Origin of the sequence: Pseudomonas sp. HMSC066A08, assembly GCF_001813025.1 — a bacterium.
In the GTDB taxonomy this organism is placed as follows: domain Bacteria; phylum Pseudomonadota; class Gammaproteobacteria; order Pseudomonadales; family Pseudomonadaceae; genus Pseudomonas; species Pseudomonas aeruginosa.
Genome location: NZ_KV811329.1, coordinates 23118 through 37496 on the forward strand (window position 1 = coordinate 23118; position 14379 = coordinate 37496).

General features: G+C 66.8%; 11 protein-coding genes. 6 read left to right on the forward strand and 5 right to left on the reverse strand.

The annotated features are described in order from the left end of the window. Window positions 1-86: 86 nt before the first annotated feature. The 5 genes from HMPREF2886_RS21825 to HMPREF2886_RS21845 form a co-directional block, all read right to left on the reverse strand. Window positions 87-3116, reverse strand: a complete 3030-nt coding sequence (locus tag HMPREF2886_RS21825; RefSeq protein ID WP_042165182.1) for a two-partner secretion domain-containing protein — start codon at window positions 3114-3116, stop codon at window positions 87-89. A 90-nt stretch (window positions 3117-3206) separates the two neighbouring features. Beyond that, window positions 3207-3932, reverse strand: coding sequence for a fimbria/pilus periplasmic chaperone (locus tag HMPREF2886_RS21830; RefSeq protein WP_033977831.1), 726 nt, complete (start codon window positions 3930-3932; stop codon window positions 3207-3209). Window positions 3933-3958: 26 nt separating this feature from the next. After that, window positions 3959-6424, reverse strand: a complete 2466-nt coding sequence (locus HMPREF2886_RS21835; protein WP_070748345.1) for a fimbria/pilus outer membrane usher protein — start codon at window positions 6422-6424, stop codon at window positions 3959-3961. A gap of 334 nt (window positions 6425-6758) precedes the next feature. Then, window positions 6759-7493 (reverse strand): fimbrial biogenesis chaperone, encoded by a 735-nt coding sequence (locus HMPREF2886_RS21840; RefSeq protein WP_194965626.1) that lies wholly within the window; start codon window positions 7491-7493, stop codon window positions 6759-6761. A 37-nt stretch (window positions 7494-7530) separates the two neighbouring features. Continuing rightward, entirely contained in the window at window positions 7531-8094 is a 564-nt protein-coding gene (locus HMPREF2886_RS21845; RefSeq protein ID WP_058018412.1) for a fimbrial protein, read from the reverse strand. 454 nt (window positions 8095-8548) lie between these two features. On the opposite strand from HMPREF2886_RS21845, the gene HMPREF2886_RS21850 reads away from it, so the two are divergent. The 6 genes from HMPREF2886_RS21850 to hpaC all read left to right on the forward strand — a co-directional run bounded on the left by HMPREF2886_RS21850 (window position 8549) and on the right by hpaC (window position 14370). Then, window positions 8549-9373, forward strand: a complete 825-nt coding sequence (locus tag HMPREF2886_RS21850) for a molybdenum cofactor biosynthesis F family protein (RefSeq protein WP_033969632.1) — start codon at window positions 8549-8551, stop codon at window positions 9371-9373. An 8-nt stretch (window positions 9374-9381) separates the two neighbouring features. Continuing rightward, the gene (locus HMPREF2886_RS21855; protein WP_070748372.1) at window positions 9382-10767 is read left to right on the forward strand and encodes an aspartate aminotransferase family protein; all 1386 of its coding nucleotides are present in this window, start codon (window positions 9382-9384) and stop codon (window positions 10765-10767) included. Next, a complete protein-coding gene (locus HMPREF2886_RS21860; protein WP_073649064.1) occupies window positions 10764-11525 on the forward strand; it encodes an SDR family oxidoreductase in 762 nt (253 codons plus the stop codon). The genes HMPREF2886_RS21855 and HMPREF2886_RS21860 overlap by 4 nt, the downstream gene beginning before the upstream one ends. A gap of 285 nt (window positions 11526-11810) precedes the next feature. Next, window positions 11811-12101, forward strand: a complete 291-nt coding sequence (locus HMPREF2886_RS21865; protein ID WP_033969629.1) for a DUF2218 domain-containing protein — start codon at window positions 11811-11813, stop codon at window positions 12099-12101. A gap of 164 nt (window positions 12102-12265) precedes the next feature. Further along, window positions 12266-13828, forward strand: coding sequence for a 4-hydroxyphenylacetate 3-monooxygenase, oxygenase component (hpaB, locus tag HMPREF2886_RS21870; RefSeq protein ID WP_033969628.1), 1563 nt, complete (start codon window positions 12266-12268; stop codon window positions 13826-13828). Between the two features lie 29 nt (window positions 13829-13857). Beyond that, window positions 13858-14370 (forward strand): 4-hydroxyphenylacetate 3-monooxygenase, reductase component, encoded by a 513-nt coding sequence (gene hpaC / locus HMPREF2886_RS21875; RefSeq protein WP_003104531.1) that lies wholly within the window; start codon window positions 13858-13860, stop codon window positions 14368-14370. Window positions 14371-14379 lie beyond the last annotated feature (9 nt).

The window sequence follows — 14379 nt, forward strand, 5'->3', positions numbered from 1 at the left end:
GCTGTTACGGAAAGGGGGCGTCCCGCCTGCGCGAGCGACCACCTGCGAAAGGCAAGGCGGCCCCTTCCCGGGGCCGCCCGCCGGCTTTACCAGATGTTGCCGTAGTCGACGCCCGCCGGCGGCAGGACCGCCGCCTCGCCGGTCACATAGTTGCCGGCCAGGGTTCCGCGGTTCTCGCCGACCAGCGAGCCGTAGATCTGGCCGTAGCTGGATTGCGGACGGAAGTTGATCTTGCCGCTGACGCCGGAATACTCGATGGTGCCCAGGTTGACCCCGGCGATGCCGCCCATCGAAACGTAGTAATCGCCGCTGACGGAACTCTCCGACGAGGAGGAACTGATCCGGCCCTGGATCTGGTTCTCGCCCACCAGGCCGCCGATGCGGCTGCGCGCCCCACCCTTGACCTCACTTTTGCTGCTGGACGCCATGAGGGTGCCGAAGTTGACTCCGGCCAGGCCGCCGACCGAGCTGTTGGCGCCACCGGAGACGACGCCGCTGGTATCCGCGCTGGAGATATCGCCGCTGTTGCTGCCGACGATGCCACCCACCTGGCTGTTGGTCCCGCCGAACACGTCGCCACGGGAGATCACATGGCTAAGGGAGGCATTCAGGTTGCTGCCGACCAGGCCACCGACCCGGCTGTTGGCCCCACCGGTGACCTTGCCGGTCGCCTCGGCGGTATCCACCCTCGCCGCCGTGTTGGTGCCAACCAGGCCACCGATGTCCCCGCCATAGTTGTCCGTGACATTGCCGCTCGCCTTGACGTTGGTCAGGACGCTGTCGCCCTCGCTCCTGCCCACCAGGCCGCCGGTCGCCAGCCCGCCGCTGCTGGAAACCGCACCGCTGGCCTGGGATTGCGCGATCGTGCCGTTGCTGTTCAGGCCGACCAGGCCGCCGCTATAGCCGGCGCCGCCGGCCACGACCTGGCCGCTGGCGCTGCTGCGGGAGATGTCGCCCATCAGGTTGAAGCCGACCAGCCCCCCTACGTTGAGCCCGGCCCTGGAGGTCTCGACTCGTCCCTGGGCAGAGGCGTTGACGATCCTGCCGCGCGAGTTCAGGCCAACCAGACCGCCGACGCCCCCCAGGCTGTTGCGCTCGGTGGACTTGGCGGTCACCAGGGTGTTGGTGGTGCTGTCTTCGATGATCGCTTCCAGGCCATTGGAAGCGTTCTCGCCAACCAGGCCGCCGATGGCCGTGGTGGGCGCATAGCCACTCACGGTGCCGCTGACCGAGGCACCGCTGATCCGTCCGCCATTGTTGCGGCCGACCAGGCCGCCGACGGCGTTGGAGCGCAGGCTGCTGCCGAGAACGTTGACGCGGGTGGCGGTGACGTTGGCGATACGCCCGGAGTTGACGCCGACCAGGGCGCCCAGCGAAGAGGGTCCGGCACCGTAGTTGTTGTCGGAGACCCTCAGGTTGTCCAGCTTCAGGTTGGTCAGCGTACCGGAGGAGCGGGCGAACAGGCCGACGTTGGAACCGGTGTTGGTGATCGACAGGTTGCCGATGGTGTTCCCCAGGCCGTCCAGGGTGCCGGTGAAGACCCCGGCGGGACCGCCGATGGACTGCAGCGCCGTGCAGTACGCGCTGCCCAGGATCTTGTTGCCGAGGACGTACAGGCCGTCCAGGTTGGTATTGATGGCCTGCAACTGCGCCAGGGTCTGGATGACCGTGTAGTAGTAGCCGCCGGAGGTATAGGTGGTGTTGGCTCCGGACAGCGTGACCGAGGCGGCGCCGTTGACCCGGTGGCCCTTGCCGGCATCCAGGCTCAGGCTGCTGGCGGCGCCGCTCAGAACGATATTGTCGTTGATCTCGATCGCGTCCCGGGCCCTCAGGCTCAGGCCGGCCTTGGCGCCACTGGCGGCAAGCTTGCCGTTCAGGTTGAGGTTGGCCGCCGAGTTCAGCGTCAGCCTGTTGCCCGCCGCCCAGGTGACCGGGCCGTTGAGGTCGAGGTCGCCCTGGGTAGAGTTCAGCTCGATATTGGTGGTCGCCAGGTTGCGCGACAGGGTGTCGACATGGATGGTACCGCCGCTGGCCAGGGCCGTCCGGTGGACGTCGACCTTGTCGGCGCTGATCTTCCAGGTGCCGTTGATACCGTTGCTGGCCAGGGTGTTCACCTGGGTCGCCAGGTTCACTTCGACTTCCTTGCCCCTGACCTCCACGCTGCCGCCATGTCCCGGCGCGTTCTGCGCATTGGCGGCCAGCGCCCCGCCGACCGTGACCTTGCCGTCCCCGCCGTCGAGGACGATCCTGCCGGCACTGCCGCGCAGGGTTCTGGCCTCGATGGCGCCCTGGTTGTTGACCACCGAACCGAGCAGCGAGCTGGTGGCCCTGGCGGTCATGATCACCTGGCCGCCGTCGGCCTTGAGCAATCCGCCATTCCTCACCAGCGCCTCGGCGACAGCGCCGTTGACCTGGATGTCGAGCAGCTTGTTGCCATCGAAGTTCAGGGTGAAGTCACCGCCTCCACCGAGGGCGACACTGCCCATCTGCGCCTGGATCGTCCCCTGGTTGCTGACCTGCGCCCCCAGCAGCGCGATGCTGCCGCCCTCTGCCGCGGTCAGTCGGCCCAGGTTGGACACCTCGCTGGTCGACGTGCCGGAAAACTGGAACTTGCCGGCCTTGAAGTCGGCATCCTTGATGTCCTGGGTCGACGCCACCAGGCCACCGACGTTGACCTGGGCGGTGCGCCCGAAGAGCACGCCGTTGGGATTGACCAGGAATACCTTGCCATTCGCATCGATGTTGCCCAGGATCTCGCTGCCCCTGGTTCCGAGCACACGGTTCAAGGCGATCGACGTGCTGCCTGGCTGGTTGAAGGTGACCCGCTCGCCGAGACCGACGCTGAAGGAGTCCCAGTTGGTGATCAGCTTGTCGGTATGCTGGTTGATCGACATGCTCTTGTCGCCCACCTGCTGGATATCTCCCGACCCTTCGACCACCTTGCCCCCGGTCGGCAGCGCATGGGCCGGGGTCATGGCGACCGCACCCAGCAGCGCCAGCGTCGAGGCGACTACCGCCCGCGCGCCGGCGGACTTGCCGCGACGGCGGGTGCCTTCGCTGGCGACGTTCCAGCAACCCTGGGATGCGTTCCAGACCAGTGCATAGCATTTGTTCATCTGCTTATTTCCTCTCCAATGAAGCCCCGCAACCGATTTGCCGGGCCGTGTCGCGACAGGACCCCATCTCCCCGGGCCCTTGCCGAACTCCTACGGGTGTAGCGAGGCCTGCGGGAGCGCCGAGGCGACTCCGGACTTGAACTGGCCACTGTCCCCCACCACGTCGTAATGCACCCGCGTCGCTCCGGCAGGAGCAGGGCCTGGCAGGCTGAGCGGCGTACGGCTGAAGGGCGCCAGGGTGACGCTGCCGAGGGACAGCGCGCCGTCGCCCTCGCCCAGTTCCAGGCGCGCCAGGGACACGTGATAGGGGCTGCGGTTGTCGGCCTCGAGCAAGGTCCGGGCGCCTGCCGTCGTGGCTGGGCGCAAGCGCCAGAGCACCTGTCCGACGGCCTCCTGCGGATCGCCCTGCAGCCCTCGCGGGCGGAACAGGAGCTTCATGCGCAGGCGGTAGCTGAGCAGCAACAGGTTGGTGTCGCCCTTGTTCTTCGAGGGCACCTCGAGCAGGTTCAGCCAGAACAGCGACTCCCGGTCATCCGGCAGCGCCTCGCCGCTCTGGCGCAGTTGCAACGCCTGCGTTTCATGGGGCTCGATGCGCAACAGGGGCGGCGACAGGACGAAAGGCACCTGGATGCTGCTCGGGTCGGCGGAATCATCGCCGCGGTCCAGCCAGGACTGGACCAGGATCGGTCGCATGCCGCCATTGCCGAGGCGAATCGTCAGGCCCTCGGAGCCTGCCGGATAAACGAAGCGGGTGCCCACCACGGACAGCGCTGCATCGGCATTCGCCAGCAGCGCCAGCAACACGCCCGGAACCATGCCGCAGCGACGCAGGTATCGACGAATCACAAGCGTTGTCCTCCGCCGTCGCCGCCCATGGGGCGGCAGGTCAGCCGCAGCACCGTCGCAGGCGCCACGCGGGCGGCCAGCGCATAGTCGATCAGGCACTGCTGGCCTGGCTCATCGCCCCAGTGCACCCGCAGCGTGCCGCGCTCCCGCTCGACGCGCAGCACCAGGCGGCTGCCCTGGCCGACGGCGCCGACACTCTCTCCGCTCCGCGCGTCGAGCACCTCCGCGGCGAAGGGCAGCGGCTCGCCGCTGGGCATCCGGCTGTCGATCAGCAACGGATGGGCGATCCGCGTCGGATAGTCCAGGCGCACCACCGCCCCGGCGGTGGGCGCCACGTTGCGCGAACTGGCCTTGAGTTCGACGGCCTCGGACATCCCGAGGGGGTCGAGGTCGATGCTGTTCGACTGGTAGGGAGTCAGGTTGGGGACCACCGCATAGCCGCTGCCATCGACCCTGTTGCCCGAATAGCCGGCGCGGGCGCCCAGGGCATCGGCGGCATGTACCAGGCCGATGGTCTCGCCGAGCATCTGCGAGGCAGTCAGCCCGCCGGCGTGGGCCACCAGGCCACCCGAGGCCTTGAGCGAAACCTGTCGGAACCCCGGCCCTTGCGACAGGCTGCTGCCCAGTTCCACCTGCGGCAGGCGGTAGTCGAGGCTGGCGTTCTTCGTGGTCTCCCCGCGTTCTCGATCGTGCGAGGCCGACAGCGCGTAGGAAAGCTCATCGTGCCTGCCCAGCAGGCCGGACACCCCACTGGTGAGCTGCGTGCCGCTGTTGCTGTCATGGGTGAGGTAGCTGCTCAGGGTCGGCGAGCCACGGCCGGGCCCACCCAGCGGAACGGAAACGCTCAGGCTGAACAAGGTGCTGCTGGCACCGCCGCGGTCCCGCTCGGAGAAGCCTTCGTACTGGCTGCGCAGGCGCTGCGCGGACAGGGTGTAGCTGACGTCGCGCCACTGGTTGCTGTAGCCGATGGAGAAATTCACCGCGCGGCCGCCACGGCTCCAGTAGCGCTGCGAGGAACCGTTGAGGAAGAGGTTGCCGCCGCCGAGTTGCTGGCTGATGTTGGCGTCCACCCGGTTGCGCAGCCGCGAGAACGATTCCAGCGGCTCGCCGCGCGCCACCCGGTCCTGCATGAACGCCGCGTCGCGCAGGCCCAGGTAGCCGCTGGTGGAATAGCGATAGGCGAGCAGCGAGAAGTTGGTTCCCGTGTTCGGCAGGTTCTTGCTGTAGGAAAGACGATAGCTCGAGCCGTTCAGGTCGCCGCCGCCGGGCACATCGGTGCGCGCCAGCGTCACGTCGCCGGCGAAACCGCCGACCGGCGTGTTCAGGGCCAGGCCCAGCAGCGTCGACAGGTAGCTGCCGGTGAAGGCGCCGCCGCCATAGGCGGTCAGGTCGTTGCCCAGGCCACGCTGGTAGATGCCCTGCACCAGGTTCGGCCGCCGCTCCAGGCCCGGGTCGTTGATCTCTCCCGCGGTCAGGCTGTAGCGCGTGGTGCCGGGACGCAGCAACTGCACGGTGGTGGCGAACGGCACGATGAAGGTGCGCACCTCGCCGCTGGCCTCGGCCACCCGTACCTCCAGGTCTCCGCCGAAGCTTGCGGCCTGTAGTTCGTCGAGGGCGAAGGCGCCAGGCGCCACCGTGGTCTCGTAGATCAGGTAGCCGCGCTGATAGACCGAGACCCTCGCGTTGGTATTGGCCGTCCCCCGCACCACCGGCGCGTAGTAGCGCAGCGAGTCCGGCAGCATCCGGTCGTCGCTGGAAAGCCGGGCGCCGCGGAACGACACCGGATCGAAGAACTCGCTGCTGGTCGAACTCTCCCCCACCAGCAATTGCGAGCGCCAGGCCGGCAGATCGGTCTGGGCGTAGGTGGCGCTGCGTTGGTAATGGCTGCCGTTGCGCTGCGACCAGGTGGCCGTGCCGTTGTGGCGCAGGCGCAGCCGGCCCAGGTTCAGGCCGGCGTTCAGCCCGGCATAACCGCTTGTGTTGCTCCGGCCGCGGGTATCGGTGTTGTAGAGGCTGGCGTTGTAGTTGAGCAGCGCGGCGGGAATACCGTTGTCCCAGCTCGACGGATCGACGTAGGTCTTCGAGGAGGCCAGGCTCAGGTAAAACTCGGGCACCGAGAGATAGACGGCCTGCTCGGCAATGTCCAGCCTGGTCGTGGCGCCCGGCACATGGCGCGCCAGTGGCTGGCAGACCAGTCCCTCGGGCAACGGGACGCCGCCGGAGACGCCGCCCTGTCCGCGCGCACTCCTGGCCAGGTCGATACCGGCCCGCTCCAGCAGGCGCCGGTCGTAGCAGAGCACCGCGCTGTCCTGGCCCGGCTCGCGGCGTAACTCGACGTCCTCGACACCCCGCCATTGGTTGTTGACCAGCAGGTCGAGCCGATAGCGCCCCGGCTCGATGACGTTGCCGCGCTCGAAGCGCGAAGTGTCGATGGCGCGGCCCCCCGCGCCCAGCGATAGCATCTGCGGATCGAAGACGATCCGGCGCGACGCCCCCTTGCCGGCGGACGGCGTCGGCGGGAGGGCCGGACCTGGCGCCGCCACGTGCCGTACGCCCCCTTCACGCGGCTCGGCGCAAGCGACGCCGCCCCAGAAGAGGGGAGGGAACAACAGGAGAGCAAGGGCAGGACACCGGGCGGGCGTGGAGAAACATCCTTGTTTCGCCATGCGCGAAGGGGAAGACGACTCATGGCGCGATCCATGAGCCGAAAGCCTCCCATGACGAAAAACTTTAGGCATATGTAGTCCCTGCGGCGATGGATAATCGCCGCCCATATGTCGAACCAGAGGGATCCCGCTATTCGCCGAGCACTCGTTCGAGCGTGGAACGACCACCGTAATCGTTGACCACCTCATAGCGGACGGAAGCGTTCCGCCTATCGAGTGGCATGTTCTTCTTTGCGCCGAAGTCTTTCCGGGAGAATGGGGAAACCATGCCATTGCCGATCGAGGCGGCGCGTCCATCGACAAGCAACTCGACGTCGGAGAAAGAAACGAAATAAGGAGTTGGATTATCGACTCGAACGACGGGGCTTCGCCCCGCACTTCCGACCAACTTCCAGCGAAGTTTTTCCGCTGCGGAGTCGGCACTCTTCAACTGGCTGGGACGGAAGAACAACTTGAGGCGAGAACGGAAGGAGAACTGCAAGGCGTTCTCGTCGCTCTCGTCCCGTGGCGGCACTTCCAGGATATTCAGCCAGAACACCGACTCGCGGTCCTTCGGCAATGCCGCGCCGAGGTAGGCGACACGCAGGACCAGCCCGCCGCTGGGCTCCACCCTGGCGACGGCGGGGGTGATGCTGAATGGCATGTTCAGTTGCTCGGGCGGCACATCCTCGCGTCCATCGTCGATCCAGGCCTGCGCCAGCACCGGCACGCTGGAGGTATTGTTTACCCGCAGGGTGACTTCGCGCTCATTGCCAGGAAACACGACGCGGGTGCCCTGGGCGACCAGCCCGGCCTCGGCCGGGAAGACGCCCAGGGCGAAGACCACGGCACTCGCCGCAACCCAAGAGAGGAGAACATTGTGCATTGGCGAAGCCATGGTCGCGCCCCTATGCCCGAACCGCTTACTGGTACGCCAGCACGTAGCGGATATGGGACACGCCGCTGCCCGGAGTGACGGTGGCGGCGGTGGAGACATAGGACGCCTTGTATTTCAGGGTCGCGGTGTTGTTCTTGATCTCGGCCTGTTGCGGCGAAACCTCGGCCGAGCCCAGCGGGATCTTGGAATTGTTGCCGGCGTTGTTGTAGATCTGGATCTGCACGCCGCCGGCCGGGGAGTTGCTGGTCAGCTTCAGGTTGCCGGTGGACGGGTCCACATTGGTCACGGCGTCGAAGGCGATGGAAGCCTTCTTGCCATCGGTGCAGCCGGCGCCGGACAGGACCAGGTCGAAGTTCTTGAAGGGGGATGCGGTGCCGACCGCGGTGAATACGCCGGGAGCTACGGTACCCAGGTCGACATGGGTGACGTTGCCTTCGCCCGGCGCCTGACCGTTGATGTCACAGGTCACGTCGGAGATGCTGCCCATGAAGTTGACCACACCATCAGCCGCAAACGCGGGAGAACCCATGACCAGGAGAGCGCCGGAAACGGCGAGGGGAGCAAGAACGCTACGCTTGAACATGTTCATCTGATTTCCTTTCAAGTGGATGGAACATCCTGACAACACCGTCGAGGTCCGCTGCAAGTTCGGGCCGAGTGGGCGAGCCAAGTCTTTGTGCAACAAGAAACAGCCGCTGCGAGCAGCCATGACTGCCGGGCAGCTGGCAAATATCGCTCGTAACGCGAAGAAGGATGTTAGAAAGAAAGGAGAGACTTAAAAATAATAAACATACGAAAATACATGTAGTCCTTTTCCGAGAGCCACATATAAATCACTTTCAGACCACCCCTCACAAACAGAATAAAGTTACAGCACTCATATCAAATCGATTATTCGAATTACCGAAAGTATCTTCCCGCACAAACTTTCACGTTACTCAAGACAATTCCCGCCGCCCCGTCGGCACCTCAACCATCCGGTCGATACCGTGCGTTGTCGTGGTACGCCAGCATGGCGTTTTCCCAGCGACCGGAGATCCGCCATGTCCGCCTCCCCCCACCCCGAATGGATCACCGTCGGCGTCCTGGCCGACGGCTTCGCCCCGGACAGCCATGTCCTTCCCGCGTGCAACGCGCTTGCCGGACGCAGCCTGACCCTGCACTTCGCCAACGGCTGGATCATCGAGCACCGCTTCGAGCGCCAGCGCCTGCACTGGCGCCTGGCCGGCGGCAGCGCCAGCGGCGAGTCGGCCTACCGCGCCAGCTCGCTGCGGGAGAACTTCTATCTGGTGGACTTCCTCAAGCAGGAAGACGGCCGGACGGTGTCGGTCAGCCTGGTGCTGGATCTCGAGCACCTGGCATTCACCGCGGTGCTCGGTACCCTGCCCGCCCGCGCCACCTGCGAACAGGGCCTGTTCGCCCGGGCCCTGGGCGGACAGGAGCTGACCGGCGTCGAGGCCGGCTTCCTGCACGGCAGCCTCGACCGTCCCTGGCAGGCCGGCGCCTGTCCGCACGCTCCCAGCGAAGAACTGCTCGGCCTGCGCAACCAGTATGTCTATAGCGCCAACGAGGCCTACGAGCACATCTACCTCAATCCGCGCTTCTACACCTGGCAATGCCTGCGCGGCACCGAACAGGGCCTGGCCGACACCGACCGCTGCCACCACTACCGGCTGGCCGAGCGCCTGTACCTGTTCGTCTGGCGCGAGAAGATCGTGCCGACCCTCGGCGTGCTGCTCATCGACCTCGAGGCCGGGCGCACCGACGGCAAGATCTTCGGCTACCAGGGCGACGACTTCGCCACCCCGGTGAATTTCCCGGTCGGCGCCCTCGCCCGGGTGCTCAACCAGACCCGTCACGAACCCTGAGGATGACCATGAACACGACCCTCGGCCTCGACCTGCCCCGCGTCGAGACGCTGTTCCAGCGCGAACTGCGGCGCTTCGACGAATTGCATCCGCGTTCGGCGGCGGCGTACCGGGAAAACCTCCGCCACTGGCTGTACGGCGCGCCGCTGCACTGGATGCAGCAGTGGCCGGGCACTTGCCCGCTGCTGGTGCAGGAGGCCCGGGGCGCGCGCGTCACCGACATCGACGGCCAGCAGTACGTCGACTTCGCCCTCGGCGATACCGGCGCCATGTTCGGCCACGCCCAACCGGCGGTGGCCGACGCCATCGCCCGCCAGGCGCGGCGCGGCTCGACCCTGATGCTGCCGACCGAGGACAGCCTGTGGGTCGGCGCCGAGCTGGCGCGCCGCTTCGGCCTGCCCTACTGGCAGGTGACCACCTCGGCGACCGACGCCAACCGCTTCGTCCTGCGCCTGTGCCGGATGCTCAGCGGGCGCGACAAGGTGGTGGTGTTCAACTGCAACTACCACGGCAGCGTCGACGAGTCGCAGGTCGAGTTCGACGACGAAGGCCACATGATCCCGCGCGACGGGGTGCATCCCAACGGGGTGCGCCACGAAGCCACCACCCGCCTGGTCGAGTTCAACGACCTCGCCGCGCTGGACGCCGCGCTCGCCCACGGCGACGTCGCCGCGGTGCTGACCGAGCCGTTCATGACCAACGTCGGCATGGTCCCGCCGGCCGAGGGCTTCCACGCCGGCCTGCGCGAGCTGACCCGCCGCCACGGCGTGGCGCTGGTCATCGACGAAACCCACACCATCTCCTGCGGCCCCTCCGGCTACAGCGGCGCGCATGGCCTGGAGCCGGACTTCTTCGTCCTCGGCAAATGCATCGCCGGCGGTATTCCCAGCGCGGTCTGGGGTTGCAGCCAGGCGCTGGCGGAACGTATCTGGGCGGTGCTGCCGCATTTCCACCCGGGGCAGGCGATCAACCACTTCGGCTTCGGCGGCACCCTGGCCGGCAACGCCCTGCAACTGGCGGCGATGCGCGCCACCTTCGCCGAGGTGATGAGCGACAGCGCCTACCAGCACATGTTCGAACTCGCCGCCCGCCTCGAAAACGGGGTTCGCGCGATCCTCGAAGAACTGCGCCTGCCCTGGCACGTGACGCGCATCGGCGCGCGCGTCGAATACCTGTTCATGACCCACGCCCCGCGCAACGGCGGCGAGGCCCATCGCGCCCGGCACGGGCAGATCGAGGCATACCTGCACCTCTACCTGCTGAATCGTGGCGTACTGCTGACGCCGTTCCACAACATGGCGCTGATCTGTCCGGCGACCGGCGCGGAAGACGTCGACCTGCACAACCGCCTGCTGCGCGAATGTCTCGGCGAGCTGCTGGAGCGTGCCTCGTGAGACGCCTGGAGAATCGCGTCGCGCTGGTCACCGGGGCCGGCCAGGGAATCGGCCGCGCCATCGCCGAATGCTTTGCCGCGCAAGGCGCCAGGGTGCTCCTGGCGACCCGCACCGCCAACCACGGGCAGGCCACCCTGCAGGCGATCCGCGCGACGGGCGCGGAGGCCGAGCTGCTAAGCGTCGACCTGGGCAGCCGCGACGCCGCCGAACAGGCAGTGCGCGCCACCCTGGAGCGCTTCGGCCAGTTGGACATCCTCTTGCATAACGCCGCGGTCTTTGCCCAGTGCGCACTCGCCGAACTGGACGACGAGACACTGGAGCAGACCTTCGCGGTGAACCTGAAAAGCTGCTTCTGGCTGACCCAGGCAGCCCTTCCCGCGCTGCGCCGCAGCCTGGCGGGGCGGGTGCTGGTGACCTCCTCGGTGACCGGACCGCGCACGGCGATTCCCGGACTCGCCCACTACGCGGCGAGCAAGGCCGGGGTCAACGGTTTCATCCGTGCCGCCGCGCTGGAACTGGCCGGCGACGGGATCACCGTGAACGGCGTCGAGCCCGGCCTGATCGCCACCGCGGCGCTGAACAACCTTGGCGAAGCCGGCGATCTCGCAGAGCACATTCCCCTGCGCCGAGTCGGCCAACCGCAGGATATCGCCCATGCCATGTTGTTCCTCGCCTCCAGCGAAGCGAGCTACATCACCGGGCAAACCCTAGTGGTGGATGGCGGGGCGTTGTTGCCGGAGAACGGCGGCCTGCCCTGACCCCCTGCCGGGGCTCGTCGTCCGGGCTCGCCCTCTCCCTGAAGGGCGAGGGCGCCGTTTCGGCGCATACGGCAACCCCCTCCACCACCTGCGGCTCCGGTAGGGCGAATAACCGCTCGCGGTTATCCGCCAGGCGTGCTCCGGCGTATCAGCGAAGAACGCCCAGCCTCACGGGCAAAGGCCCTCCATTTGCCGGGCGATTATCGAAAGACCCTGCGAAATGGATGAATAAGAATGACTCTCAGCAGGTTAGTATCGGAACTCCCTATCGAGAGGATTCGCTTCATGTTCCGCTCTACCTCCCACGTCCGTACCGAATCGGCCGCCCGCTACATCAACCGCCTGTGCAAGCACTGGGGGCACAAGTTCGAGGTCGAACTCACGCCCGAGCGCGGCTTCATCGACTTCGGCGACTCCAACTGCGAGCTGCTGGCCCATCCGGACCACGTGCTGATGGTCCTCAACAGCCCCGACGAAGACAGCCTCGCGCACATGCAGAACGTGGTCGCCGACCATCTGCAACGCATGGCCAGCAGCGAAAGCCTGGAGATCAGCTGGCAACCCGCCGACCGCTGAACGCGCCGCCACCCGGCCGTCTCGCACGGCCGGGCGCCGCGCATTCCGGACGGTCATGGAAAGTGCAATTCATTCCCCGGAAAAGCCATTCAGCTCGCTCTCGTCCCGTCCCATCATCCCTCCAGGCGCTCTCGCGCAGATAACAACAATGACTGGAGTCGATGATGAAACCCGAAGATTTCCGTGCCTCTGCCACCCGTCCGTTCACCGGCGAGGAATACCTCGCCAGCCTGCGCGACGACCGTGAGATCTACATCTACGGCGACCGCGTCAAGGACGTCACCAGCCACCCCGCGTTCCGCAACGCGGCCGCCTCCATGGCCCGGCTCTACGACGCCCTGCACGATCCGCAGAGCAAGGACAAGCTCTGCTGGGAGACCGATACCGGCAACGGCGGCTATACCCACAAGTTCTTCCGCTACGCGCGCAGCGCCGACGAACTGCGCCAGCAACGCGACGCCATCGCCGAGTGGTCGCGGCTGACCTACGGCTGGATGGGCCGCACCCCGGACTACAAGGCCGCCTTCGGCAGCGCCCTCGGCGCCAACCCGGGCTTCTACGGGCGTTTCGAGGACAACGCGAAAACCTGGTACAAGCGCATCCAGGAAGCCTGCCTGTACCTCAACCATGCCATCGTCAACCCGCCGATCGACCGCGACAAGCCGGTGGACCAGGTCAAGGACGTGTTCATCTCGGTGGACGAGGAAGTCGACGGCGGCATCGTCGTCAGCGGCGCCAAGGTGGTCGCCACCAACTCCGCGCTGACCCACTACAACTTCGTCGGCCAGGGCTCGGCGCAACTGCTCGGCGACAACACCGACTTCGCCCTGATGTTCATCGCACCGATGAACACCCCCGGCATGAAGCTGATCTGCCGCCCCTCCTACGAACTGGTGGCGGGCATCGCCGGATCGCCGTTCGACTACCCGCTGTCCAGCCGTTTCGACGAGAACGACGCGATCCTGGTGATGGACAAGGTGTTCATCCCCTGGGAGAACGTACTGATCTACCGCGACTTCGAGCGCTGCAAGCAGTGGTTCCCCCAGGGCGGCTTCGGCCGGCTGTTCCCGATGCAGGGCTGCACCCGCCTGGCGGTCAAGCTCGACTTCATCACCGGCGCCCTCTACAAGGCCCTGCAATGCACCGGCTCCCTGGAGTTCCGCGGCGTGCAGGCGCAGGTCGGCGAAGTGGTGGCCTGGCGCAACCTGTTCTGGTCGCTGACCGACGCCATGTACGGCAACGCCAGCCAATGGCACGGCGGTGCCTTCCTGCCCAGCGCCGAGGCCCTGCAGGCCTACCGCGTGCTGGCGCCGCAGGCCTACCCGGAGATCAAGAAGACCATCGAGCAGGTGGTCGCCAGCGGCCTGATCTACCTGCCCTCCGGCGTTCGCGACCTGCACAATCCGCAGCTCGACAAGTACCTCTCCACCTATTGCCGCGGCTCCGGCGGCATGGGCCACCGGGAGCGGATCAAGATCCTCAAGCTGCTCTGGGACGCCATCGGCAGCGAGTTCGGCGGCCGCCACGAGCTGTACGAGATCAACTACGCCGGCAGCCAGGACGAGATCCGCATGCAGGCCCTGCGCCAGGCGATCGGCAGCGGGGCGATGAAGGGCATGCTCGGCATGGTCGAGCAGTGCATGGGCGACTACGACGAGAACGGCTGGACCGTGCCGCACCTGCACAACCCGGACGACATCAACGTACTCGATCGCATCCGCCAATGACGCCCGCGTCGCGTCCGGAGGTTATTCCCATGTCCCAGCTCGAACCCAGGCAGCAGGCCTTCCGCAACGCCATGGCGCATCTTTCGGCGGCGGTCAACGTGATCACCAGCAACGGCCCGGCCGGACGCTGCGGGATCACCGCCACCGCGGTCTGCTCGGTCACCGACAGCCCGCCGACGCTGATGCTCTGCATCAACCGCAACAGCGAGATGAACACGGTGTTCAAGGCCAACGGCCGACTCTGCGTGAACGTCCTCAGCGGCGAGCACGAAGAGGTGGCCCGCCACTTCGCCGGCATGACCGAGGTCCCGATGGAACGCCGCTTCGCCCTCCACGACTGGCGCGAGGGCCTCGCCGGGTTGCCGGTGCTGCACGGCGCCCTGGCCAACCTGCAGGGACGCATCGCCGAAGTCCAGGAGATCGGCACCCACTCGGTGCTGTTGCTGGAACTGGAGGACATCCAGGTCCTCGAGCAGGGCGACGGCCTGGTCTACTTCAGCCGCAGCTTCCATCGCCTGCAATGCCCCCGGCGGGCGGCCTGAACGGCGCCT